The 24237-nt window shown below is 57.6% G+C and carries 28 protein-coding genes; 13 read left to right on the top strand and 15 right to left on the bottom strand.

Translation table 11 applies throughout. The annotated features are described in order from the left end of the window. Positions 1 to 75: 75 nt before the first annotated feature. From JOE34_RS12985 to JOE34_RS12975, 3 genes are all read right to left on the bottom strand, one after another. On the bottom strand, positions 76 to 513 hold the full coding sequence (locus JOE34_RS12985) for a nucleoside deaminase (protein WP_003393272.1): 438 nt from the start codon (positions 511 to 513) through the stop codon (positions 76 to 78). A gap of 31 nt (positions 514 to 544) precedes the next feature. Beyond that, positions 545 to 1045, bottom strand: coding sequence for a hypothetical protein (locus JOE34_RS12980; protein WP_004416660.1), 501 nt, complete (start codon positions 1043 to 1045; stop codon positions 545 to 547). 133 nt (positions 1046 to 1178) lie between these two features. Then, entirely contained in the window at positions 1179 to 2192 is a 1014-nt protein-coding gene (locus JOE34_RS12975; RefSeq protein WP_004416657.1) for an ABC transporter substrate-binding protein, read from the bottom strand. Between the two features lie 120 nt (positions 2193 to 2312). Between JOE34_RS12975 and JOE34_RS12970 the strand changes: the two genes are divergently transcribed. Then, complete coding sequence (locus tag JOE34_RS12970) at positions 2313 to 2723, top strand: GNAT family N-acetyltransferase (RefSeq protein ID WP_003314506.1); 411 nt, start codon at positions 2313 to 2315, stop codon at positions 2721 to 2723. Between the two features lie 24 nt (positions 2724 to 2747). Here the strand turns inward: JOE34_RS12970 and def are convergent, their stop codons facing one another. The 3 genes from def to JOE34_RS12955 all read right to left on the bottom strand — a co-directional run bounded on the left by def (position 2748) and on the right by JOE34_RS12955 (position 4720). Further along, the gene (gene def / locus JOE34_RS12965) at positions 2748 to 3287 is read right to left on the bottom strand and encodes a peptide deformylase (protein WP_003314505.1); all 540 of its coding nucleotides are present in this window, start codon (positions 3285 to 3287) and stop codon (positions 2748 to 2750) included. Between the two features lie 50 nt (positions 3288 to 3337). Further along, the gene (locus JOE34_RS12960) at positions 3338 to 4303 is read right to left on the bottom strand and encodes a YihY/virulence factor BrkB family protein (RefSeq protein WP_003314504.1); all 966 of its coding nucleotides are present in this window, start codon (positions 4301 to 4303) and stop codon (positions 3338 to 3340) included. Positions 4304 to 4528: 225 nt separating this feature from the next. Further along, positions 4529 to 4720, bottom strand: a complete 192-nt coding sequence (locus tag JOE34_RS12955) for a CsbD family protein (RefSeq protein WP_003402493.1) — start codon at positions 4718 to 4720, stop codon at positions 4529 to 4531. 220 nt (positions 4721 to 4940) lie between these two features. Between JOE34_RS12955 and JOE34_RS12950 the strand changes: the two genes are divergently transcribed. Beyond that, positions 4941 to 5321, top strand: a complete 381-nt coding sequence (locus tag JOE34_RS12950; protein WP_032659919.1) for a hypothetical protein — start codon at positions 4941 to 4943, stop codon at positions 5319 to 5321. 90 nt (positions 5322 to 5411) lie between these two features. On the opposite strand, the gene JOE34_RS12945 is transcribed toward JOE34_RS12950, so the two are convergent. Then, positions 5412 to 5813, bottom strand: coding sequence for a DUF2177 family protein (locus JOE34_RS12945; RefSeq protein ID WP_010421525.1), 402 nt, complete (start codon positions 5811 to 5813; stop codon positions 5412 to 5414). Positions 5814 to 5957: 144 nt separating this feature from the next. On the opposite strand from JOE34_RS12945, the gene JOE34_RS12940 reads away from it, so the two are divergent. Then, entirely contained in the window at positions 5958 to 6590 is a 633-nt protein-coding gene (locus JOE34_RS12940; protein ID WP_032659920.1) for a DsbA family protein, read from the top strand. Positions 6591 to 6659: 69 nt separating this feature from the next. Here JOE34_RS12940 and JOE34_RS12935 read toward each other — a convergent pair whose 3' ends face one another. Next, complete coding sequence (locus JOE34_RS12935) at positions 6660 to 7496, bottom strand: S1-like domain-containing RNA-binding protein (protein WP_024663939.1); 837 nt, start codon at positions 7494 to 7496, stop codon at positions 6660 to 6662. Positions 7497 to 7802: 306 nt separating this feature from the next. Here JOE34_RS12935 and JOE34_RS12930 point away from each other — a divergent pair, with 306 nt between their 5' ends. From JOE34_RS12930 to JOE34_RS12915, 4 genes are all read left to right on the top strand, one after another. Continuing rightward, on the top strand, positions 7803 to 7991 hold the full coding sequence (locus JOE34_RS12930) for a hypothetical protein (RefSeq protein ID WP_002554403.1): 189 nt from the start codon (positions 7803 to 7805) through the stop codon (positions 7989 to 7991). 167 nt (positions 7992 to 8158) lie between these two features. Then, complete coding sequence (locus JOE34_RS12925; RefSeq protein WP_003314495.1) at positions 8159 to 8671, top strand: hypothetical protein; 513 nt, start codon at positions 8159 to 8161, stop codon at positions 8669 to 8671. A 144-nt stretch (positions 8672 to 8815) separates the two neighbouring features. Continuing rightward, on the top strand, positions 8816 to 9544 hold the full coding sequence (locus JOE34_RS12920; protein ID WP_003314494.1) for a TorF family putative porin: 729 nt from the start codon (positions 8816 to 8818) through the stop codon (positions 9542 to 9544). Positions 9545 to 9613: 69 nt separating this feature from the next. Then, the gene (locus JOE34_RS12915; RefSeq protein ID WP_209995875.1) at positions 9614 to 10477 is read left to right on the top strand and encodes a DUF6279 family lipoprotein; all 864 of its coding nucleotides are present in this window, start codon (positions 9614 to 9616) and stop codon (positions 10475 to 10477) included. Between the two features lie 106 nt (positions 10478 to 10583). Here JOE34_RS12915 and JOE34_RS12910 read toward each other — a convergent pair whose 3' ends face one another. The 3 genes from JOE34_RS12910 to JOE34_RS12900 form a co-directional block, all read right to left on the bottom strand. Beyond that, positions 10584 to 10886 carry a hypothetical protein gene (locus tag JOE34_RS12910; RefSeq protein ID WP_003346256.1) on the bottom strand — a complete coding sequence of 101 codons (303 nt, stop codon included), beginning with the start codon at positions 10884 to 10886 and terminating at the stop codon, positions 10584 to 10586. 184 nt (positions 10887 to 11070) lie between these two features. Next, positions 11071 to 12408: a DEAD/DEAH box helicase gene (locus JOE34_RS12905; protein ID WP_003402477.1), complete on the bottom strand. Its 1338-nt coding sequence runs from the start codon at positions 12406 to 12408 to the stop codon at positions 11071 to 11073. Between the two features lie 314 nt (positions 12409 to 12722). Next, entirely contained in the window at positions 12723 to 13622 is a 900-nt protein-coding gene (locus tag JOE34_RS12900; RefSeq protein WP_122243029.1) for a LysR family transcriptional regulator, read from the bottom strand. Positions 13623 to 13710: 88 nt separating this feature from the next. Here JOE34_RS12900 and JOE34_RS12895 point away from each other — a divergent pair, with 88 nt between their 5' ends. Continuing rightward, the gene (locus JOE34_RS12895) at positions 13711 to 14511 is read left to right on the top strand and encodes an NAD(P)H-dependent oxidoreductase (protein WP_209995873.1); all 801 of its coding nucleotides are present in this window, start codon (positions 13711 to 13713) and stop codon (positions 14509 to 14511) included. A gap of 82 nt (positions 14512 to 14593) precedes the next feature. Here the strand turns inward: JOE34_RS12895 and JOE34_RS12890 are convergent, their stop codons facing one another. Both JOE34_RS12890 and JOE34_RS12885 read right to left on the bottom strand, forming a co-directional pair. Then, positions 14594 to 15622: an alpha/beta hydrolase gene (locus JOE34_RS12890; protein WP_046265620.1), complete on the bottom strand. Its 1029-nt coding sequence runs from the start codon at positions 15620 to 15622 to the stop codon at positions 14594 to 14596. Next, positions 15619 to 16881: an MFS transporter gene (locus JOE34_RS12885; RefSeq protein ID WP_046265621.1), complete on the bottom strand. Its 1263-nt coding sequence runs from the start codon at positions 16879 to 16881 to the stop codon at positions 15619 to 15621. The genes JOE34_RS12890 and JOE34_RS12885 overlap by 4 nt, the downstream gene beginning before the upstream one ends. 105 nt (positions 16882 to 16986) lie before the next feature. Here JOE34_RS12885 and JOE34_RS12880 point away from each other — a divergent pair, with 105 nt between their 5' ends. Further along, a complete protein-coding gene (locus tag JOE34_RS12880) occupies positions 16987 to 17880 on the top strand; it encodes a LysR family transcriptional regulator (RefSeq protein WP_024650586.1) in 894 nt (297 codons plus the stop codon). A 16-nt stretch (positions 17881 to 17896) separates the two neighbouring features. Here the strand turns inward: JOE34_RS12880 and JOE34_RS12875 are convergent, their stop codons facing one another. After that, positions 17897 to 19009 (bottom strand): hypothetical protein, encoded by a 1113-nt coding sequence (locus tag JOE34_RS12875; RefSeq protein ID WP_046265622.1) that lies wholly within the window; start codon positions 19007 to 19009, stop codon positions 17897 to 17899. A 160-nt stretch (positions 19010 to 19169) separates the two neighbouring features. Between JOE34_RS12875 and JOE34_RS12870 the strand changes: the two genes are divergently transcribed. The 4 genes from JOE34_RS12870 (at position 19170) to JOE34_RS12855 (ending at position 22345) form a co-directional block, all read left to right on the top strand. Further along, complete coding sequence (locus JOE34_RS12870) at positions 19170 to 20480, top strand: mechanosensitive ion channel family protein (RefSeq protein ID WP_046265623.1); 1311 nt, start codon at positions 19170 to 19172, stop codon at positions 20478 to 20480. Between the two features lie 62 nt (positions 20481 to 20542). Then, positions 20543 to 20734, top strand: coding sequence for a hypothetical protein (locus JOE34_RS12865; RefSeq protein WP_003393315.1), 192 nt, complete (start codon positions 20543 to 20545; stop codon positions 20732 to 20734). Then, on the top strand, positions 20724 to 21005 hold the full coding sequence (locus JOE34_RS12860) for a type II toxin-antitoxin system RelE/ParE family toxin (RefSeq protein WP_003319672.1): 282 nt from the start codon (positions 20724 to 20726) through the stop codon (positions 21003 to 21005). The genes JOE34_RS12865 and JOE34_RS12860 overlap by 11 nt, the downstream gene beginning before the upstream one ends. Positions 21006 to 21265: 260 nt before the next feature. Then, positions 21266 to 22345 (top strand): hypothetical protein, encoded by a 1080-nt coding sequence (locus JOE34_RS12855; RefSeq protein ID WP_235202837.1) that lies wholly within the window; start codon positions 21266 to 21268, stop codon positions 22343 to 22345. 477 nt (positions 22346 to 22822) lie between these two features. Here JOE34_RS12855 and JOE34_RS12850 read toward each other — a convergent pair whose 3' ends face one another. After that, positions 22823 to 23518 (bottom strand): hypothetical protein, encoded by a 696-nt coding sequence (locus tag JOE34_RS12850; RefSeq protein WP_152533119.1) that lies wholly within the window; start codon positions 23516 to 23518, stop codon positions 22823 to 22825. Positions 23519 to 24237 lie beyond the last annotated feature (719 nt).

Here is a 24237-nt window from a genome sequence, read left to right as displayed (position 1 = left end):
CAATGCGGAGCATTGGCACGATGAGCAGTCAGATTTACGATGAACGCGGAGCGTGGGGCTGACAAGACGCGGGATTCACTCGCCGATGTCTTCGTTCCACAGTTCGGGCTTGCTGGCGATAAAGTCTTTCATCATGTGTGTGCACTCAGGGTTGTCCAGCACGTCGATCTGCACGCCACGCGAGCGCAGCAGTTCTTCCTCGCCCATGAAGGACTCATTCTCACCGATGATCACTTTGCGAATCCCGTAGAGCAGGATCGCACCGCTGCACATCGCACAAGGCGACAGCGTGGTGTAGAGGACCGAGTCACGGTAGACACTGGCAGGCTGGCGACCGGCATTTTCCAGCGCATCCATCTCGCCATGCTTCGTCGCACTGCCCTCTTGTACACGACGGTTGTGGCCTCGACCGATGATTTTGCCGCCGTGGACGATGACCGAGCCGATAGGAATTCCGCCTTCCTTCAGCCCGAGTTGCGCCTCATCGAATGCTGCCTGCATGAATGCGTCCATGTTTTTTTGCCTCGTCTCGTCAAAATAGCTGTCAGCGTCGCAGTGCTGCCTCGGCATTGCTCAGCGCACGACTGACAAATTGTCCCAGCAGCTCCGATGATCGGGCTTTCATATCGACGCTGACCTGGGTGTTTCTCGACCTGAATCTGTTCCCTAATGCAGGCGAGTCCGCCCCCTGATTGAGCGAACGCAATTCCTCAGCGGTAAAGGCATGAGCATAAGCGGCTGCCAGATTGCGGTCCCACTGCGCCTGATATTCCGGCTTGAGGCGCTGCAATTCCTTCTGTACCAGCTCCTGCGCTTCAGTCTTGCCGACAGCCTGCACGATACCGGCAAACGTCGCCGTGCGCGAGGCGACCTGATAGCCCAGCCAGGCAAGGCCTTCGCCCAGGTTTCGTTGTTCCACCAGGGCCAGCGCCATGTCGTCGGCCTCTTCGGCGCTGGCCGGATGCATCGCGTCCAGGCACAGACAGGCCAGCAATGCCAGGCAGGTCTGCCAAGTACCGCGCGAGCCCCGAGCGTGATCAGTCATGACGCCTCCCGAGCATCGATTGACCCAGACCTGAACTTATCAGCTCGGCGGGGCTTTACCACTCGGCGCGTCGCATACCGGTCATTGATGCCGCTATCAGCTATGCGCCTGGCGTCATGCGGCAGAGTGAACGTTAAAGACTGCTGCTGACCCGTTCCGCCACATCGGCAGGCAACCAGGCTTTCCAGACGTCGGGATGTTGCTTGAGAAAGCGTGCAGCCACAACCTTGGCATCCTCATGCTTGTCACTCATTTCGCCCAAGGTCTTGTTCAGCAGGTCAATCGGAAAATCCACGCCCTTGAAGACACTCACCAGCTCAGGGTATTGCTTGCTGAATTCTGCCGACACGCCGATCGACAGCGTTGCCGCCAGCGAAGACGTGCCGCGCGGGTTGGGGTTGCTGGCGTCGGTCAGGGTTTTCCAGGCTTCAGCGTCAAAGGCGGGCTCGTCCAGTTTGATCAGCTTGTACTTGCCCAACAGGGGCGTAGGTGACCAGTAGTAGAACAACACCGGCTTGCCGCGCCGGATGGACGATGCGACCTCGGCGTCCAGTGCTGCGCCCGAGCCGGTGCGGAAGTTGACGAAGCTGTCGGCCAGGCCATAAGCCTTGAGTTTCTGGGTGTTGACGATTTCCGAGGTCCAGCCGCTCGGGCTATTCAGGAATCGGCCTTTGTCCGGCGATTCCGGGTCTTCGAAGACGTCCTTGTAGCGCGCCAGATCCGCAACAGATTTCAGGTCCGGCGCCAGCGGTTTGATGCCTTTGGCGGCGTCGCCCTTGATCACGTACTCGGGCACCCACCAGCCTTCGGTCGCGCCCTTGACGATGTTGCCCAGGCCGAGCACCTTGCCTTCCTCTTCAGCCTTGACCCACACCGGACTGCGTCCGGTCCACTCTTCGGCGATCACCTGAATATCATTTTTCGCCAACGCGGTTTCCAGGCTGACCGTACTGCCTGGCAGGGTATCGGTCGGGTAGCCATAGCCCTTCTCGACAATGGTACGCAGGACTTCAGTGATCAGGCTGCCGCTTTCCCAGGTCAGCGCGCCAAACTGGATAGGCTTGGTTTTTTCAGCCGCTGTCGCGGTCTGCCCCAGTAGGCCCAGCGCCAGAAGTGAACAGCCCAGTAGTCGTGTTATTGATTTCATGCTCACCTCAAATGGCGCGGAAGAAACGGGTCTGAAAGTATCGACACCAGCCTGCGCCGATTAGTTGTCACGGCTTGAGCCTCTGTATGATGCAAGGCTCCTATTTCAAGCGCAGCCGCGATGTCCGAAATCCAGTTCTACCCGCTACCTGATGAATGTCGCCCATTGCTGGGCAAGTTCTACCGCGAGCACCAGTCGTCAATGCGCGCTGCCAGCAAAGGCCAGGCATGGGTTGCAAAGCAGGCAGAAATCATCGGCGCGTTGTGCTTGACGCCTGTTGCAGAGGGGCATTGGCTGACCGGGCTTTTCGTGGCGCCGGCGCTGCGTGGACAAGCAGTGGCGCGGGGCTTGATCGAAGCCGCGTTGCAACCGTTGGGCGGGCCGGTCTGGCTGTTCTGCCATCCGGACCTGCTGGTCTTCTACCAACGCTCAGGGTTCGAGACGGCACAGCGTCTGCCACAGACCCTCGGCGAACGATTCATGCGTTACAGCCGCAGCAAGCCGCTGATAGCACTGTGCCGCGAAGCCTGACGGCTTCGCTGTGCCACACGACGATCACTCGTCGGCGTTGGGGTCCATGTCCGGAAACATCACGTCCATGAAGCCGAATTTGCTGAAATCGGTGATACGCGACGGGTAAAGCCGACCGATCAGGTGGTCGCATTCATGCTGAACGACCCGCGCGTGAAAACCATGGGCAACACGCTCGATGGGCTGGCCTTGAGGATCGAAGCCTTCGTAACGAATGCTCTGATAACGGTCCACCATGCCGCGCAATCCGGGCACTGACAGACACCCTTCCCAGCCCTCTTCCAGCGTCGGGCTCAGCGGGGTAATCAGCGGGTTGATGAGGATCGTCTGCGGGACCGCCTCGGCCTGGGGATAGCGCTCGTTGCGCTCGAAACCGAAAATCACCAGTTGCAGGTCAATGCCGATCTGCGGTGCCGCCAAGCCAACACCGCCGACGCTGTGCATAGTTTCGAACATGTCAGCAATCAGCGTATCGAGCTCGCTGCTGCCGAACATCTCTGCGGGCACCGGAGGGGCGATGCGCAACAAGCGCTCATCGCCCATCTTCAGGATTTTGTGGATCATGACTGCCTGTCTCTTGCCGACTTAAAAAGCGATCTTGCCACAGAAATCGATCAGGCTTCGTCAGCCTTCTGCAGCGGCACTGAGTGGTCGCGGCCCAGACCGGAGACATGCTGCTTGTCTGTCTCGCTGCTTTCTTCGCCGCCGTCACCGGCTTCCTTCTCGCCTGCGTCCTTGCCTTCAGCGGACATGTGCTCGATCACCGCATTCATTTCCGCCCCCAGCAACAGCACCGCCGCCGAGATGTAGAAATACAGCAGCAGCACGATGATCGCGCCGATGCTGCCGTACATGGCGTTGTAGTCGGCAAAGGTCTTGACGTAAAAACCGAAGGCCAGGGAAGCAACGATCCACACCACCACGGCCAGCACCGAGCCTGGGGTGATGAAGCGAAACTCCTGTTTGACGTCAGGCATCACGTAATAGATCAGTGCCACAGCGACCATCAGCAGAATGATGATCGCGGGCCAGCGCAGGATGGTCCACAGTGTGACGATGAAGTCTTCCATGCCGATCTGCGCGGCAATCCAGTTCATGACCTGCGGCCCGAGCACCATGAAGGCGGCTGCCGCCAGCAACATGCCGGCAATGCCTACGGTGTAGAGAATCGACAGCGGCAGACGCTTCCAGATAGGACGCCCTTCGACGACGTCGTACGCAGCGTTCATGGCGCTCATCATCAGGCGTACGCCCGCTGACGCGGTCCACAGCGCGATGACGATACCGATCGACAGCAAGCCACCCTTGGACTGCTGCAACTGGTCGATGACCGGGTTGACCTGCTCGAGGGCCTGCGGCGGCAAGAGGAACTCCGATTGCAGTCGCAACCAGGAGAAAAAGTCCGGCAGATGCAAGAAACCGATCAGCGCGATCAGAAACAGCAGGAACGGAAACAGAGAAAACAGCATCTGGTAAGCCAGTGCAGATGCATAGGTGGACATCTCGTCATCGAGGAACTCGTTGACGGTTCTCACCAGCACCTTGCCGACTTTCAATTTACGCAAATGGGGGAAAATCATGGCGCTTCCTCTCGCTCCCTTACTGGAAAACCTTACATCCTGAAAACCGGCATGCCGTAGGTGCCATATCGCGCTGACAGAGCCACACACGAATACCGATGGCACATTGACTGGACAGGCCATGAAAGGTTTCAGTCCCGCAGAGCAGAAAGCATAACGGCCATCCGTGGATGACCGTTATCGGTAATGCCCGCTCCCGGCGCCAACGCGCCGGAAACAATCGACTCAAGCCTTGTCAACGCCCTTCTTGATCGCGTCCTTGACCTTGCCTACGGTCTGCTGGCCTTCGCCTTTCAGCTCTTGTACCTTGCCTTCAGCCTGAAGTTTGTCATTGTCGGTAGCCTTGCCAACAGCCTGCTTGACGTTACCAACTGCTTCGTTGGCCATACCTTTGGCTTTATCGCTGGTGCTGCTCATCGAAAATCTCCTGGGTCTGAAGACCGCGCTGGAATCGGATGTCGTACTCGACAAAAGATTGACCTGTGTGGGAGGCAAAGAGTTTCAACTATTTTCGGGGCCCTGTTGCCGCTCATCTGCCGTGCATTGGGGCAGGTTTGCGGCAGAGTTTGTGCGAGAATGCGCGCCACCGTTGTCCGGCAGGGCCGACACGCTGAACACACCGATTCACAGGAACGTTATGAAACTCGATAAAAAGCTGGCCATCGCACGCAGAAACCAGGATCTGGGTGGTGCAGTGCTGGGCGTCAACAACACGCATTTCGCCGTGCTGGACCACAAAAGAAACATCTGGTGGTTCGACCTGCCTGTCCCGCGCCTGCAAGTAGGTCAGTACGAGTGGCTGCACCTGCTGCTGCACACGCCTGAAACCGACCAGTTGCTGCATTTGAAAGTGACCACGGTCTTCATGCGCGATCACATGGAAGGCCTTGAAGTGCGCAATGGCGACAAGCGCAAGCCGACCGTCAGCCTGGAGCTGAGCGCCGACAAGGACTCTTTCCTCAAGGACATGCGCCCCAAGGGCAGCAACCTGAGTTTTGCCAGCTTCCTGCAGAAGTAACTCTGAACGTAGCGGCAGCGTAGCCGCTACGCTCGCGCACTGCGTCGGGTGAACGTTGCGCATCGGCAACGCTCATTGCGGCACAGCGCTTCAGGCAAACTTACGTACCGCCAGATAGCCCGCCGTACCGGCCAGCGCCGACACAATCGTGCCCCACGCATGATCCACCAGCGCCAGCTGCGCCGGCCAGCCCTGCAAGGTGGCCCAGTTGGTCAGGTCATAGGTGCCATAGGCAATCAGCCCCAGCAGACCGCTGCACAATGTCGCATGGCTCAGTCGTTGCACTCTGAGCGCAGGCATGACGCCGAAAAACACCACCCCCGCCCCATACAGCAGATAAAACGCGATGGCAGGTCCTAATACGGGCGTATCGAGCATCAGCGGTCCGAGCCATTCACGGTAGGTCGGCCCCATCAACACGCCCAGCCACAGTCCGTCGAGGATCAGAAACGCCAGCAATGTGCCGAAGTAAGCGATCAGTATTCTTTTCATGGCGCGTCCTTGATGAAGTTTCAGGGCCGGGAAAGCCCGCTTGAGGGTATGACCGACCAAAGGTAGACATTGATCCATCCAACTTCAGGACTTTTAAAAGGTTAAGGGAGTCAGTGTTAACGAGCGTTATGGAGTTTCAAGCACATGAACACTGTTGGTCCCCTGAAAATAGATGTCTGGAGCGACTACGTCTGCCCCTTCTGCTACCTGCAACTGGCCGTCCTGGAACAGCTTCAGCAAACCTACGGTGAACGGCTCGAATTCAATTGGCATGCCTTTGAACTGCGCCCTGATCCGCTGGCACTGCTCGACCCGAGTGCCGATTATCTGCGTGAAACCTGGTCTCGCTCAGTGCTGCCGATGGCCGACAGGCGTCAGGTGACAATGAAGATGCCCAGCGTTCAGCCGCGCAGCCGCAAGGTGCTGGAAGCCGCGGCCTTTGCCAGGAACGCAGGAAGTTTTGAAGCCTTCCACAAAGAGGCTTATCGGGCTTTCTTCGAAAAGGGGCTGGATATCGGCGAGACGCACACGTTGCTCGAGCTGGCCGCCACCACCGGACTGGATCGGCAAGCGATGGAGCAGGCACTCAACGCCGGTCATTTCGAAAAGGCCGTGATGGACGACCAGCAACTGGCGCAGAAGCTTGGGTTAAGAGCGGTGCCGGTCGTGCTGCTGCGACGCAGTGACGAGGCACTGGAAGACGCCCGGGTATTCAATGGCACCTTGCCGTTCGAGCGCCTGAGCCAGGAAATAGATGCGCTCGCCACCTGGGCCTGAGGTGCTGCGAGCTGCTTCGATTGCAGCTCACATCGATTAACTCAAGGGCACCCAGGCTGCGATGCCGTATCAGACCAGCTCGATACGGTCGGCGTGAATCACGATCTGGCCCTGCTTGTACAACGCACCAATAGCCTTTTTGAAGTTGCCCTTGCTGACGCCAAACAGGCCGCTGATGACCTGCGGATCACTTTTATCGCTGACTGGCAGCATGCCGTCGTTCTCGCGCAGCTTGGCAAGAATCTTCGAATTCAAGCTGCTTGCGGCCTCTGCACCAACGGGCTGCAGGCTCAGGCTGATATTGCCGTCGCTGCGAATTTCCTTGATGTAGCCTTTTTCCTGCTTGCCGGCGCGCATGAACTTGAACACTTCGTTCTTGTGAATCAGGCCCCAGTGCTTGTTGTTGATGATCGCCTTGAAGCCCATATCGGTCGCTTCGGCGACCAGCAAATCGACTTCCTGCCCCACGCTGTAATTGGCGGGAGTTTTATCCAGGTAGCGGTCCAGGCGCGCAGTGGCGGTGATGCGCCGTGTGTGCTTGTCGAGGTAGACGTGAACTACGCAGTAATCACCGGCCTGCAGGGTGCGCTTCTCTTCGGAGTATGGCAGCAACAGGTCTTTGGGCAGGCCCCAGTCGAGGAACACACCGATGCTATTGACTTCAACCACCTTCAGGCTGGCGAACTCACCGACCTGCACCTTGGGTTTTTCAGTGGTGGCGAGCAGCTTGTCTTCGCTGTCCAGATAGACGAACACATTGAGCCAGTCTTCATCTTCCGTAGGAACGTCCTTGGGGATGTACCGATTGGGCAGAAGGATTTCACCATCCTGCGCACCGTCCAGATACAGACCGAAGTTCGTGTGCTTGACGATTTGCAAGCTGTTGTAGCGCCCGATTAAAGCCATTTCCAGATACCCTCATTACGTGGGCGGCATTCTACCCGACTTTGAGTCCGGGTTCGCGTTGCGTGGCCGAAGGTGGCGATGCAGCCTCCACTCGTCAGTTTCCCGGTTACCCATCGATCGGCCTTGCTGGGCGGCGGCGCAGCGCCTCATCGAAAATTTATATCTGAAAACAGTCGGTTAGCACCATTTAGAGGAAATCCGGCCAGCCACCGATTACAGGCCCGGCTCGGGCGAATGCCATATTCACCAAGCAATAATCAAGCGTTTCCTGTACTCTGGCTGGCCGTATTACGTTTATGAAGGTAAATGGCAGCCATGCGTATCAAAGCATCCCACTCGAAAGCCAAACCCGCCCCAGCCGTTGAAACGAGCGACTCGATCAACGCGCAGATTGCAGCTTTCCTGAAGTCCGGCGGTGAAATCCAGCAAATTGCCAAAGGCGTGAGTGGCCAGACCTTCGCACCTTCCAAGCAGATCAATCTCGGTAAAAAGTAAAACCGCGTCCTGCCTGTCGATCTCTACGCGCCTTGACACTCAAGGCGCTAGATTGACCATCCTTCGCTGGATATTCTTCCGGCCACGCTGCTACTCTCTCCTCTGATATCACTATGACCACGAGCTGGATCACGCTCTGGACGTTATCTTCTTTGTGGAATGCTCGAATGAAGAACTGGATGCTTTTCGGTGCACTTGTCTACCTTGGCGGCTGCGCGTCGCACCACTGCGAAAATGGCCCCAACGACAGTCAGCTCACCGACAGCCCTTGCCGGGCGGAGCACCTGCTGTATCAGAACGACATGCTGCAGGCCAAACTGCTGATCAGCGAAGACAACCGCGAAAACTATGAGCTGGCCGAAGCCATGCTGCGCCGAGCCGCACTTGACGACGCGTCGGGCGAAGCCGAGTTCTATCAGGCCGTGTTGCTGATTCGCCAGCAGGCCGACCCAAAGCAGATTATCGATTTGCTGCAAACCGCTGCGAAACACAAGCATCCCCTGGCCATCGCCCTGCTCTCCCAGCAATTGAGCGTCAGCGATCCAAAGCTTGCCGAACGTTACCAGGCTGAATACGCCCAACTGGACGTCGCCAAGAGCGGCTACCCGTCGTTCGAGCAGGCGCTGGTGGTGATTCGCGGTCTGATCATCCCCTCTGCACGCACCACTGCGGCCAACTGACACACAACGGATCGACGAACGGTCCGCCCTCTGCTCATTTCGACGGTATGCTTGCGAGGCTCTAGCTCGCGGCATGTGTCGGCTCCTGAGCCATTTTCGATACGCCATCCCTGACCACACTCCTCGCAGATCAAGGAGTGAGCCATGCTCAGCCATCGCTTACACGTGCTGTCTTTCAGCGCCATGCTTGTTTGTCAGTCCGTCTCTGCCCAGGTTCTGGAGCGGGATCTGGGCGACTTCGACCTGAAACTCGCCACCACGCCTACGCGCAGCATGGCCCAGGGTCTGGTAACGCCCACCGGCGGCTCCGGCTCCTTTCACGGCGGCATGGACCTGACTCACGAGAGCGGTTTCTACTTCGGGCAGTGGGCGCCCAACGTGGGCCTGGCCTCCGATACCGCGATGGAGCTCGATTCCTACATGGGCTTCAAGAAGCCCTTCGATAACACCCTTGGCTACGAGCTGGGGATGATTCGTTACAGTTACCCCGACACCAGCCAGATCGACAGCCACGAGTTCTATGCCGGTCTGCGCATGCGTGACAGCCGGATCGGCGCGGCCTTCAGCAACGATGTCGGTACCCGCGATAGCACGGTATTCGTCGATCTGGGCGCCATCGAGCAACTCGGCGTCGGGGTGCGCATGCAGTACGCCAATCACCAGTTCGATACCCCGCAGTCCGCCGCCGACGGCGGGTTGATCAACGGCTTCAACGACTGGTCGCTGAACCTGTCACGCCCCTGGCTGGGCATCGACATGAACCTCATCTACAGCGGCTCCAGCCTGAGCGGCGGCGATTGCAGCGTTTACAGCGGCCACAACGCACGCTGTGACGGGACGTTTACCCTCAAAGCGGTGCGTTCATTCTTTTAAAGGCCCAAACCGGTTGAACTGCCAGACGCTACACTCCTCTACTGCACGTCAGTACGCCAAGGAGATGTCATGCAGTCTTTATTCAAAGCATTCGTCACGCTGTTGATGACCGTTGCACTGCTCGCAGGATGCAATCAGGTAGGACTGGCGTATCGCAACCTCGACGTGATCATTCCGTGGACGCTCAGCGACTACCTGGACATGAATTCGGAACAGAAAGGCTGGCTGGACGTGCGCCTCAAGCAACACTTGAGCTGGCACTGCAGCACCCAGCTGCCGGAATACCTGACCTGGCTGGACAAGCTCGAAGACATGGTCAAGACCGACCAGGTGACGTACGAAGGGCTGCAGGCTCGTACCAGCGAAGCCAAAGAGGCGATTGCCAAGATCTCGAAGGAAATCACCCCGTCTGCGGTGGAGTTGCTGTCGCGCTTTGATGACAAGCAAGTGCAGGAGATGCAGGAGTCGTTCGCCAAGGATCAGCGCAAACGCGAAAACAAATACCTCGACCAGCCACTGGAACGCCAGATCGCAGAACGTGCCGACCGTATGCAGAAACGCGTGACGCCGTGGGTCGGCAAGCTCAATCAGGCGCAGAAAGACCGCATTCAGGCCTGGTCTGCATCGCTGGGCGAACAGAACAAGGCCTGGATTGAAAACCGTACGCGCTGGCAGAACCTGTTCCTGGCCACCGTGCAGCAGCGGCAGGCCAGTGACTTTCCGCAACGCATCGCCGCATTACTGCAGGACCGCGAAACGTTCTGGACCCCTGAATACCGCAAGGCCTACGACCAGACCGAGAAGGCCGCGATATTGCTGATCGTCGACATCACCGCCCTGAGCACCCCGGAACAACGCGCCAAATTGCTGAGCCGCATCGCCGACATGCGCAAAGACTTCACCGACCTCGATTGCCTGAAGTCGCAGAAGTAGTCCGATAGCCCTCTCACCACAGCTATCGTACCCATGCTCCGGGTGGGTATGCCGTTCCGGACGCTCTGCGTCCTGCCCGGAATCGGCATGCGCGGGGTCGGCGGTTTCAGGCGATCTGGGGCTTTTTGGCGATGGTGTCGAAGAGCGCGGGGTCAAGGGGGTCGCCGGCCTGCTCATTGAGCACCTGACGTGGGTGGTCGTTTCCCGGAATGCTGCTGTCAATCAACGCCAGCAGGCTCGCGCCGCGCTTTGTCAGCATGTACGTCGAGCCACCTCCGCCTTCCTCGCGAGGGCGCGGTTCGATGTAGCTGCGATTGAGCAGCGTCTCGAATTCAGTGGATGTCGAGGCGGTGCCGTTGTTCTGCACATCGTGCAACAAACGCTCGATAAGATCCCAGTTGTAAGTCATTTCTCTAAACCTCCGTCCAGCATGGAATGATCACCCATGACCTCCAGCCACGGGCATGCGACTCAAAGGGTGTGACCTGCGAGGCGTATGACGGTTCAGAGAAGCTGGCGGGCGGTGTAACGAGGCGTTGTCAGTACTTTAAAGAGGTTGATCGCTCCCGAATGCACGGGAGCGATCACGGCAATCACTCGGCAGCCGGGGCCGGGGTGCTGCGTTTTTTCAGCGGGGCCATGCCGTCCTGGCTGACCAGGTCGGACTTGGGACGGTTGACCGTCTTGCGTTTGGTTGGCCCTTTGGCCGCGACCTTCTTCTTGTCACCCTTCGCGTCGGTCTTTTTCTTCTTGACGCCGACCGCCTTGCCGGAGGCCTTGACCTTCTTCGGCCCGCCATAGGTGCCTTTGACTTCCTTGATGACGCGACGCTCGAAGCTCTGCTTGAGGTAGCGCTCCACGCTCGACATCAGGTTCCAGTCGCCATGACAGATCAGCGAGATCGCCAGACCGTCGCTGCCTGCACGGCCAGTACGCCCGACGCGGTGGACGTAGTCATCGCCGCTGCGTGGCATGTCGAAGTTGATCACCATGTCCAGACCTTCGACATCAAGGCCGCGAGCCGCCACATCGGTGGCAACCATGATCTTCGCACCGCCTTGCTTGAGACGGTCGATAGCCGCCTTGCGGTCCTTCTGGTCCTTGTCGCCGTGCAGCACGAACGCCTTGTATTCCAGCGCCACCAGGCGACCATACAGACGATCGGCCATGGCCTTGGTGTTGGTGAAGATAATGGCTTTCTGGTAAGTCTCGTTGGCCAGCAGCCAGTTGAGAACCTGCTCTTTGTGCACGTTGTGGTCAGCAGTGATGATCTGGTGGCGTGTGCCGGAAGCCAGCTCGCTGACGCTGTTGACTTGCAGGTGCTGTGGATCCTTGAGCACCTTGCCGATCATTTCCCGCAGGCCAGCGCCGCCGGTGGTCGCCGAGAACAGCATGGTCTGCTCACGACCGGCACATTCGCCGGCAAGACGCTCGACGTCTTCGGAGAAGCCCATGTCCAGCATGCGGTCGGCTTCGTCCAGTACCAGCACTTCAACGTGCTTGAGGTCCAGATTTCCTGCGTTCAACTGCTCCAGCAGACGACCCGGCGTGCCGATCAGAATGTCCGGCACCTTGCGCAGCATGGCGGCCTGAACCTTGAAGTCCTCGCCACCGGTGATCAACCCGGCCTTGACGAAAGTGAACTGCGAAAAGCGCTCGACTTCCTTGAGCGTCTGCTGAGCCAGCTCACGGGTCGGCAGCAGGATCACCGCACGGATGTCGACGCGAACCTTGGCCGGGCCGATCAGACGATTGAGGATCGGCAGCACAAATGCGGCGGTCTTGCCGCTACCGGTTTGCGCAGTCACCCGCAGGTCGCGCCCTTGCAGTGCGAGCGGAATGGCGGCCGCCTGCACGGGCGTAGGCTCGACAAATTTAAGCTCGGCCACAGCTTTGAGCAGGCGTTCGTGCAGGGCGAATTCGGAAAACACGGGTGCTACCTCGACGAAAAACAAAAATACAGCTGCATAGCGTAACGGTTTCGAGCGCCGGGGCCGAGTTTCTTTACCACCAAAGGCCGATTTTGTTTACCAACGGGCGGATAAGGCCATTAGAAACGTTGCAAAACCATAGAGCGCCGTCACGGGGCTGCGCATCCAGCATCAAGACAAAGTCCAAGGTGGTTTCATCGACGTTATTTTTACCCTCGCCACACGCATGAAAGCCATGCTCGAACACCGCAAAACTCTGAGTCGCATGCACGGCGGCAGCCAGGCGACGGGGCAAGTCCGGTCGCTGACACGGCTCAATCAATGGCCGAGACCATCAGTTCTCGCAGCCACATATGAGCCGGATCACGGTGCAAACGCTCTGGCCATAGCATGAGCATTTCAAACCCGGGAATCGAAAGCGGTGGTTCCTGAACCACGAGCATCGGCTGATTGCGCACCAGCCGTTCAGGCACCACTGCAACCAGGTCGCTGCTGGTCAATGCAGACACCAGCGAGCCGAAATGCGGTGCCGACAACACGACCCGCCGACTTAAACCCAGCGCCGCCAAGGCCTGGTCGGTGCTTCCGGCAAAGCCGCCGCCGTTGGGAGACATGACCGCATGCTCCAGCTCACAGAAACGTGTCAACGATACTGGTCGCGCAAGGTCCGGATGATCATGCCGGGCAGCAAGCACATAACGTTCATGAATCAACGACCGCTGGCGCAGCTTGGGCGGCGCCTCCTCGCGGGTGTGCAACGCCAGATCCAGCCGACCGTTTTCAAGATCCGCGGCCAGGCTGACAGGGTGCTTGTTCAACATGGCCAAGCGCGTACCCGGCGCACTGCTGCGCAACCTGCCGAGCGACGGCCATATCAATGCGATGGTCGCGTAGTCGCTGGCAGCCACGCGCCAGGTGTGATCGGCCGTTGCCGGATCGAAATCCCGGCCGGGCAGCAAAGCTGACTCCAGCGCTGCAAGTGCCTGACGGAGTGGTTCGCGCAGTTCTTCAGCCCGCGCGGTCGGGGTCATGCCTCGCGGCCCCGGCAACAACAACGGATCTTCCAGCACCTGCCTCAGCCTGCCCAATTGCAGGCTGACGGTGGGCTGGGTCAGGTTCAGCCGATGGGCCGCGCGGGTGACGTTCTGCTCCGAGAGCAATGCATCCAGCGTGACCAGCAGATTGAGGTCGATACGCCGCAAGGTATTGTTCATGCACATACCAAGTGTTTGGGAGATTGATTTCCAGCATACCCGATCGATTCTGTAGCGTTGCCTCATGACAGACAAACCGGAGCCCCTCATGAACGTACTTATTGTCTACGCCCACCCCGAACCGCGCTCGCTGAACGGGTCGTTGAAAGACTTCGCCGTCGATCATCTGCAGAACAACGGCCATCAGGTGCAGGTGTCCGACCTTTACCAAATGGGCTGGAAAGCGATCATCGACGCCAACGATGCACCCGGCCTTGAGAACAACAGCCGCTTTGACCCTGCCCTTGAGTCGCAACGCGTGTTTGCCGCCGGTATCCAGCCGCCGGACATCGAGGCCGAACAGGGCAGATTGCTCTGGGCAGACGCCGTCATATTTCAGTTTCCGCTCTGGTGGTTTTCGATGCCCGCGATCATGAAAGGCTGGATAGAGCGGGTATACGCCTGTGGTTTCGCCTACGGCGTGGGCGAGCACAGCGACCAGCACTGGGGTGATCGATACGGTGAAGGGACGCTGGCAGGCAAGCGCGCCATGCTGGTGGTGACCATGGGCGGCTGGGAGTCCCACTACAGCGAGCGAGGCGTAAACGGGGCGCTGAACGATGTGCTCTTTCCTATCCAGCACGGCATCCTGTTCTATCCAGGCTTCGATGTGCTCGCGCCCTTCCCCGTGTACCGGGCAGGCAAGGTGGACAGCACAACCTTTGCGCGGATTTGCGCCGATTATGGCGACCGCCTGGATACCCTGTTCATCCTTGAGCCCTTGCCATTTCGCAGGCAAAACGACGGCGACTACGAGATCCCGGCACTGACATTGCGAGCGGACCTTGCACCGGGTCGGCAGGGGCTGGACATTCACCTGCGCGATGAGGATGAGCCGGCGGATCTTTAGGCAGATTTGAAACCGTCACTGACAGATAACGAAAAGACCCTGCTTGTGCAGGGCCTTTTCATGCGTGGTGTTTTCTGGCGGATTACTTCAGGTTGTTCTTGAAAAACTCGCCCAGCTTGTCGAACGGGATCAGATCGACCCGATCGTACAGATCCACATGCCCGGCTTCCGGCACGATGATCAGTTGCTTGGGCTGGCCGGCCAGTTTGTACGCTTCCTCGCTGAACTCCAGAGAGTGCGCCTTTGAGCCGGCGATGAACAACATCGGGCGTGGCGAGATAGTCGCGATGTCGTTGAACGGATAGAAGTTCATGAACTTGATGTTGCTGGTCAGCGTCGGGTGAGTGGTCAACTCGGGGGACTGGCCTTCGGGCGTGAACTCGCCCCGTGGCGTGCGATAGAAATCGTAGAACTCGCGTTCGATCGGGCCGGATTTTTCAGTCAGTTTGTGTACGGTGCCGCTGGTATACGCGGTGTCGCCGCCGCTGTATTCCACGTCGCGCTGCAGTGCCGCCTGCTCAATGATCGTCTTGCGCTGCGCCAGCGTCTGCGAATGTTTAAGGCCATTGCGATTGGCGGCACCCATGTCATACATGCTCACCGTGGCAATGGCTTTCATACGCGGGTCGATCTTCGCGGCACTGATGACAAAGCTGCCACTGCCGCAAATCCCCAGCACGCCGATTCGTTTTTTGTCCACGAAGGTCTGAGTGCCCAGGAAGTCCACTGCAGCACTGAAGTCTTCGGCGTAGAGATCGGGTGAAACGGCGTTACGCGGCTGGCCTTCGCTCCCGCCCCAGAACGACAAATCCAGCGACAAAGTGACAAACCCCTGCTCGGCCAGTTTCTGCGCGTACAGATTGGCGCTTTGCTCCTTCACCGCCCCCATCGGATGGCCGACGATGATGGCCGGAGCTTTAACGTTCGGGTTCGAGCCTTTGGGTATAAACAGATTGCCGGCGACTTTCATCTTGTACTGGTTGTTGAACAGCACTTTTTGCGCAACGACCTTGTCGCTTGTGTAGAAATTATCGGCACCGTGAGACATGTCTGCTCCTGTCGCAGCGTATGAGCTTATTAAAAGCCCAAGCATCAAAAGAATCTTTTTCATGGCGTGTTACCTCGTTGAGAAATTGACCCGCGTTTATCTGCCCGGCCCTGACCGGTGTTGCTTTCCTGCAGGGACGCGTTGTCGCATGCCGTCCAGGCCAGCGCGGCCGAACACGCCAGTAACACGCCACCGAATGCGAACGGACTCCACCAACCGAGGCTGTCGAACAGCGCGCCGCCGATGCCGGCCCCGGCGGTGATCGCCAGTTGAATGGTCGCCACCATCAGGCCGCCGCCCGCCTCGGCATCGTCGGGCAGCGTGCGGCTCAACCACAGGCCCCAGGCGACCGGTGCAGGTGTGGCAATTAGCCCCCAGAAGGCAAGCACAATGGCGACGGCCTGAGGCGAATGACCCAGACCAGTCAGCGCCACGGCCAGCACCGCCATCAGCAGCGGAATGCCGATCAGGCAGGCATACAGGCCTTTGTGCAGCAGCCTGCCGATCAGGTAGGTGCCGACCAGCCCGCTGGCCCCCAGCGCCAAAAGCATCAGGGACAACGTGTTGACGCTGACCCCGGTGATCTCTTCCAGAAACGGGCGCAGGTAGGTGAAGACGGCGAACTGGCCCATGAACAGCAACAGGATCGCGCTCATGCCGACGGCCACTTGCGGGTTGCGCAGCAGGCGGAACGGATTGCGTGCCCTGTTGTTCGGCTGGCTGCGCATGGCCGGCAGGCTCAGCCACTGCCAGGCAAACGCCAGCGCGGCGAGCGGGATGACCAGGAAAAACGCGCCGCGCCAGCCGATGTACTGGCCCATGAAGCTGCCCAATGGCGCGGCGACCGTTGCAGCCAGCGCATTGCCACCGTTGATCAGTGCCAGGCCCTTGGCGACCGATTGCTTCGGCACCAGCTTCATCACGGTAGCGGTCGACATCGACCAGAAGCCACCAATGGCGATCCCGAGCAATGCACGGCCTGTCATGAACAACCAGCCGTTGGAGGCCAGCGTAACAATCACGCCAGACACCAGCAGCAACAGGCTGAAGCCCAGCAGGACAGGCTTGCGATCCAGATGTCCGGCCAGCGGCGTGTTCAGCAGGCTGGTCAACACGGCAAAAAAGCCGGAGATCGAAATCGCCTGGCCTGCCTGCCCCTGACTGATGCCCAAGTCCTGCGCGATGGGTGTCAGCAGGCTGACCGGCATGAACTCCGACGCAATCAGCACCACCACACACAGCGCCATCGAAAACACGGCGCCCCAGGCTGGCGGATGTGCTGTCGTCTCAGCCCCCTTTAGCGTTGAATCGAATGCCTGCATGCGTCCTGACCTGGCGATGTTGAAAATAGTCGGCACAGGTTAGGGCAAAGGTATTAGGATGATTAGACACCGCAATTTAAACGCGCTTGTGAGGAGGATTCAGCAATGAGCACACCCAAACTCAATGATCTGCAAGCCTTTCTGCAGGTAGCACGCGATCAGAGCTTTACCAAGGCGGCCACCAAGCTGGGCGTTACGCCTTCAGCCCTGAGCCACACCCTTCGCGGCCTTGAAGAACGCATGGGCCTGCGCCTGCTGGCGAGAACCACCCGCAACGTAGCCCCGACCGAAGCCGGCGAACGGCTGATGCGCTCGATCGGGCCGCTGCTGGATCAGATTGCCGCAGAAGTCGAAGTGCTGGGCGAACTGCGCGACAAGCCCGCAGGCACCATTCGCATTACCTGCTCCGATGACGCCGCAGAAGGCATCATCCGCCCGATGCTTGCAGGGTTTCTGGCGCAGTACCCGGATATCCAGGTCGAGATCTGCATCGACTACGGCTTCACCAATATTGTCAGCGAACGCTTCGATGCAGGCATTCGCCTGGGTGAATCCATCAGCAAGGACATGATTGCCGTACGCCTGGGGCCTGACTGGCGCTTGTCAGTGGTCGGCTCGCCGGCCTACTTCGAGCGGCACCCCGTCCCGCTGCAGCCTCAGGACCTGACTCAACACACCTGCATCAACATCCGCCACTCGCCGAACGGCAGTTGCTACGCCTGGGAGTTCGAGAAGGGCAGCCGCAAGCTCAACATACGGGTCAATGGGCAATTCACGTCGAACAGCATGATCCACGTGCTCAACGCCGCACTGGACGGCGTGGGCCTGGCCTACGTGCCGGACTCCATGGCCGAACCGCACATCGCCAGCGGCCGCTTGAAAGAAGTGCTGGTCGACTGGAGCCCGTATTTCGAAGGCTTTCACTTGTACTACCCGAACCGGCGACAGGCGTCGCCGGCGTTCAGTGCGTTTGTCGAGGCGGTGAGGTATCGGGGCTAGCGCCTCCGTCGCCTGATTACTGCGCGGCTTTCAACGCATCCGCGACCTTGTTCAGCGAACCTTTAGCGGGCTCGGCAAGCAGTTTCAGCTCGGTGGTTTTGCCACGCACCACCACTTGCATGGCGGTGGGCGCACCCTTTGCGTCACCCAAGATCCGGTAAGCGGTGTCGCCGCGCACGAAGCTCAATACGTGACTGGTAGCGTCGTACTTCAGTTGCTCACCGTCAGCCTGGGGAAACAGCAGCCCGACCTGATTCTTGCTGTCCACGGCCGCGTAGAAGACCGGGCTTGCGTCCCCTGAGCGGAACAACACAATGCGCTTGCCGGACGGCGCGAGCCTGAACGACAGGAGAATCTCACGCTGCTGGTCTTCCTCCCAGACGATGCTGGTGGTGTGCGTCATCTTGCCATTCTGATTGCGACTGACTGTTTCAGTCGGCAGTCCCGACCCACCGGTATGGTCAAGGACCGTTTGCGTTTCCAGAACCGGCTCGCCATTACGGATGCTGTAGGTAGACGTCTGGTGCCAGCAGCAACCGTCTTTGGTCATGGTCTCGATCTTGCGGGCTTTCTCATTCACGCTGAACAGGCCGCAGTTGTTTTGCGCCAGTTGGGTAAACGAATCGCTGTGCCGGAAACCATCGGCCGTGCCGAGAAAGACCTGATACGAGGGGCCGTGATAGCAGCTGTTCTGCCCGTCCATCAAGGCCAAGTCCTTGATGCCATCGAAGTTGAAATCCTGATAGATCAGTACGCTCTGTTCGCCATAGGGCAACTCGTGCACGTTGGTTTTGACCTTGCCGGTTTTGGGGTCAGTGCCAAGCACCAGTTCGTCGGACTGCACGCGGATCAAAGCCGCACCGCTGGCCTTGTCGTACACGTTGATCACGCCGGGACGAAACACATCGTCCTTGGCTGAAATATCCAGCGTCGCACGGTATTTATCGGAAAAGCCCTGCAGGGCGTAGTTCTCCCGGGGCGAGCCCGCGAACCCTGCTGCGTCCATTTCACCGTAGGTCGGTAACGCACCGGCGGCACTGACCAGTGTCGAAGAGGCCAGGCCGACCAGTACCCACAAGGCCTGCAACCCGAGACGTGACGCACAGCGTTGAACGATGGATAGGTGCAAGACGCAACTCCTCTGATAATGAGCGATGAGTTTACTTCAGCAATTGATACAATTTGAAATCATTGCCCAACGTGCACTTCGTGCTCACAGGCCGCCCCGTCCGACCCGGTAAATGTTCTAATCACGCCCCCCCTCTTCGCTCAACGGGCCCGATGCTTTTATGGATATTCACTCGCTTTGGCTCAAGACCCAGGAAATCTGGGACATGCTCGATCAGCACCCGTGGATACGTACCGGGCTGGCGCTGATCCTGTTGCTGACCGCCGCACTGGTGCTTGGCCGCGTGGCGCGCTTTCTGGTGCTGTATGCCGTGAGGATGCTGGGCCGTCAGGCGTCGCTGCACTGGATCAACGACTTTCGCCACAACAAGGTTTTCCATCGCCTGGCGCAAATGGTGCCGTCGCTGGTGATTCAATTCGGCCTGAACCTGGTCCCCGGGCTGAGCGCCACAGGCAAGAACGTCATCGGCAACCTGGCGATGGCCTTCACCATCCTGTTCATGACCCTGGCCATCGGCGCCCTGCTCAACGCCCTGCTGGACATCTACGCGCGCACCGAGCACGCCCGCACGCGCTCCATCAAGGGTTACGTGCAACTGTCGAAGATGATCCTGTACGTCTTCGCCGGGATCATCATCGTCGCCACCCTGATCGACCGTTCGCCGCTGCTACTGCTGTCCGGCCTCGGCGCCATGTCGGCGGTCATCCTGTTGGTATACAAGGACACCCTGCTCTCCTTCGTCGCCAGTGTGCAGCTGACCAGCAACGACATGCTGCGCGTCGGCGACTGGATCGAAATGCCGCAGGTCGGCGCAGATGGCGACGTGGTGGACATCACCCTGCACACCGTCAAGGTGCAGAACTTCGACAAAACCATCGTCTCCATCCCGACCTGGCGCCTGATGTCAGAGTCGTTCCGCAACTGGCGCGGCATGCAGCAATCAGGCGGACGGCGCATCAAGCGCAGCCTGTTCATCGACGCCAGCGGCGTGCGCTTCGTGCGCGACGATGAAGAACAGCAACTCATGCAAATCCACCTGCTCACCGACTACATCGGCCGCAAACAGGCCGAACTGCTGGCCTGGAACCAGGCGCAAGGCAACGTCGCACAAATGTCCGCCAACCGCCGACGCATGACCAACATCGGCACCTTCCGCGCCTACGCCCTGGCGTACCTGAAAAGCCACGTCGACATCAACCCGAACATGACCTGCATGGTTCGCCAGCTCGAACCCACCTCGCAGGGCATCCCGCTGGAAATCTACTGCTTCACCCGCACCACGGTGTGGGTGGATTACGAGCGGATACAGGGGGATATTTTCGATTATCTGATTACCGTGATGCCGGAGTTCGGGTTGAGTTTGTATCAGCAGCCTAGTGGGGCGGATATGCGGGTGGGGTTGAGGGGGGAGCCGGCGCGGGTGGGGGCTACACCGTTGGTAGAGCCGTTTCCTACAAAACATTCAGGCTGAACGGCGCAGACAATGCGTAACTGAAGGCCTAAGATAGATCCACCGCCAACAGGAGCTTGATCATGAGCGCTCGAATTTCTCCAATCGTGTCGGAGTTTGAAACCGAGGAACAGGCCGCCAGCTACGACAAGTGGTTTCGTGCGCAGGTCCAGGCGTCAATCAATGATCCGGCACCCAATATTTCACACGATCAGGTCATGGCCGAGATGCGTGCGCTTCTAGAGTCTAAGCAGCCCCCGTCAGATGCTGGTTGAGTGGCGGCCGGCAGCACGAATGAACCTGAAGCAAATACTTTCCTACATCGCAGACAGAAATATACGAGCAGCCAGCGAACTGGGAATGGCAATAGAAGTAGCCACTTCAGCCCTACCTCAACATCCTTACTTGTATCGCCATGGGCGAGTGCCTGGAACAAGGGAAATCGTTGTCCACCCTAATTATCTCGTTGTTTACAAAGTGACAGATCGGATCGAAGTTCTCGCTGTACTTCACGCCAGGCAAGCCTACCCTACCGACGCTGGGTAGATCTTCGATTGAGGTGTTGGTGCTTATGTCGAATCAGAAAAGGCAATCGGTTCCGCGGCAGTGTCTGCAGCACCGATCCAGAGATACCGAAGCATCACATGACTTTGTAGAAAAGCAGCCCATACTGATGATGCTAACAACGCTTCATCGACGTATCGCTGCGGTGCTAACCCAACACTTTCGTACTCTACGAACTCAAGCTTTTCGAGCCTGAATAGAAGCATTACTGTCCTTGGATACACCTCTTCGGATGCATTGATATGGATGATGCGCTGGTAGTCTTTTCACGCAAAGGCCTCTTCCAAACTCCGGTTACGGCTTACGAGATCAAAAGTCGGGAGCATTACCGAAAGTTGTGGCCCTTGGTCACCATGGATAAACCGCATCGCCTCGTAAACTGGGTGAGCCCTTGTTTCAATGATGAAGGAAAGCTGAAAACACGCAGCTATTTCAGAACCTACAATGGCAAACGCGGCGCCCGAGCTGGCGACTATTTCATTACTCAGGAAAAAGCTCGACAACTTCATATTGGCGAAAGCGAGGAGCATAGGCGAGCCAAGCAGTTGATCGCCAATGAGCTTCAGCACCGACTCGACGCAGGGTTGGCGATGCCTTGGTACTACATGGATGGAACCATCAGCCAATACCACTTGGCCGGCAACCTTCTACTCGGGGCTGATAGAGTTACACAGGAACAGAGTATCAAAACACCGTTCGGTAACGCCTATCGTCTTGATGTGGCAGTGCTTGGCAAGCCCATTCTTCGGCATCCGATGGTGCTGGCGGGTATCGAAATTGAACTTGGCCACGCATTTGACGGGCGAAAGGCTCTGGCAAGTCGCTCCACGGGATTCCCGCTCATCTCCATCGACATCACCGACATGAATCTGGAGCAGTTGACACCGCAGTGGGCCAAGCAGGCGCTTACAGTAACGAAGAGCAGCGATGATAGCGGGCGGCGTAAGACGTTCATCTACCTGAATGACCTGCTCTATCCACTTTATGTTCAGTTGCCCTCTACGCTAATCGAGAGGGATGACTTCCGGCACCAGTTCATTGTATTTGCCGCCGATGAGCACTTGGAACGAGTAAAAGCGACCTTAGCCAAGGTCTGTGCGGCACTCGACCTTAAGAGCCCTATAGTTCTATTGGGAGTCGTCAACGGCAAAAGCGCGTCAGCAGCAAAGCAAGTCGCCAACCTCGGCGATATCGCGGGGCCTGATTGGCATGAGTTCAATGAGCAGCGTTGCCTGACGATCACGCTGGATCGCCCAAGGACACCTCAAGACTTGCCGAGCCACCTCATGCACATTGCCATTGCCGCATTTTTGGCTGGCTAGGGCAATGCTTTGGTGGGCTACAAGAACCGCCTCGGCATCATTAACCATCGTCCCGAAGAAGACGTCTGGAATGAGTGTCGACGTGGAACCTGTCACCGCATCTTGCCCAAGCGTCTTGCGGTGCCATTTCAGCGTTACTTGGCAGTGATTGACCAGCTACATAGTCAATAAGCTGCGTCTATATCAGCGGTGATTGGGATCAATTGATCGCTCTAGAATGCATCCCGAACTAACGGAGTGTGCCGGACATAAGCTATTAAACAGATAGGGGATCAGCTAGCAAACCAGAAAGCTCTGGATGGTTGAAAAGGATTGAAGATGAGCTCAGCTCACATGTGATAGTACACAGCCCTGACCTGCCGTGTCATGGCTGTTCACCCAAACAGCAGGACAGCCCTGGTACACCGCATGAGCATTAACTGCATTGACAGTTAAACCAAACAAAAAACGCTAGACAACTTAACTAATCATGGTGAGTTACTTACCGCCAACATAACCGCATACCATAGCATAAATAGCAGGCTCCTGAATATAAACGACAGCCACGCTTAGAAATATCATCCCCAAAATTGCGGAAACCACCCCTCTTAAAATCCCAAAATGGTTCACACCTCTCTGCAACTTTACAGAGCAAACAGTAAATGCAAGATAAAATAACCCTATCATGGTGTTTGACGTTCTGGATACCGAACTGGCAGATATCGCCGCAGTAACATTAATTCCAAAATCACCAAGCTCACAGCTCTGCGCCAAAGCAGTCATTCTCGAGCCTAACGCTGGCATCTCGGCGATCTTCATAAAAACAAGGAAGATCGAAATATAAAAAAAGGAGTTAATCGTAGAAAACAGCGTCCCCTTTCCGAGGACAATGCGAGCGCCCAGCCAAAAGCAAACTCCATATAGGATTAAGAGCATGCAATTCAGAACGAGCATAACAGATAGAAAATCCTTACTCAACTCTATCCCAATCCCTTTCAGCGACGGAAAACTTAGCAGCGATAACGCTACAGCCATTACGAACCCTACCGAGCCCGCTTGCGCACACCAAAAATTTCGCAACCGCATATCTTTGAAGAAATCGGTTGGAGTTATTATGGATCGCTGTAGATCTTTAACCCCAGCCAAAAATGCAGGAAAAATACCTTTGATGATGGATAACATTCCGTCAGACACTTATAACTCCTTAGCTAGTAGATGAAGAGATATCATTTGTAGTATCTAATAAAACCTTAGCAAAAAAATCAAGGCTTTTACCGATGGATTTTATAAATCTAGCCACTCCCAGAAGGGTATTCCCGGAACCTAGCGACTGGCTAGGAACTCAACATTAGTCAAAAGGAGACTCGATGACTCTAGCTTTCACACCTGCCAACGCAGCGGGCAAATGAAATCCATCACTCATTGCCGCATGGATCGCACCCTGACACCGACGCAGGATCGTCGTCTCGTGCAGGCTTCCTTTATCGCCAGACCTCTGCAGCCGAACTAGGCTGCATCAGATGAATAGGCAGCGAGGCCATCAAAGGAAAGCTGGCCGCCTTCCCTCCGCTTCGGGCTCCATGGTGCTTATCAAGCCCTTACAAGGTGCGACTTGATCGGGAAACGCTCTGGACTGGGTTGTTTGCGTTTGCCAGCGTACTCGGTGTGGATTTCTCGAATCAAAAGCAAAAATATTAGTACTCAAAAATTGAAAATCACGGCCAAGTAAGAGATTGTGTCATTGCAGACCGTTCCAGGCAGCATTGCAGGCAGCTATCTGGTACTCGTTCGTAACGTGGGTCAAATACCAGATACACGCAGACTCCGCAACACGTAGAGGTAGCTTGCGGGATCGTTTAATAGCGTATTCAAAGAAAGGCTATGAACCCTGCCAACACCATTAATTGTAGAAA

Origin of the sequence: Pseudomonas sp. PvP028 (assembly GCF_017832255.1) — a bacterium.
In the GTDB taxonomy this organism is placed as follows: Bacteria; Pseudomonadota; Gammaproteobacteria; order Pseudomonadales; family Pseudomonadaceae; genus Aquipseudomonas; species Aquipseudomonas syringae.
The sequence above is the reverse complement of the archived record's forward strand: the minus strand, read 5'-3'. Positions and strand labels throughout refer to the sequence as shown.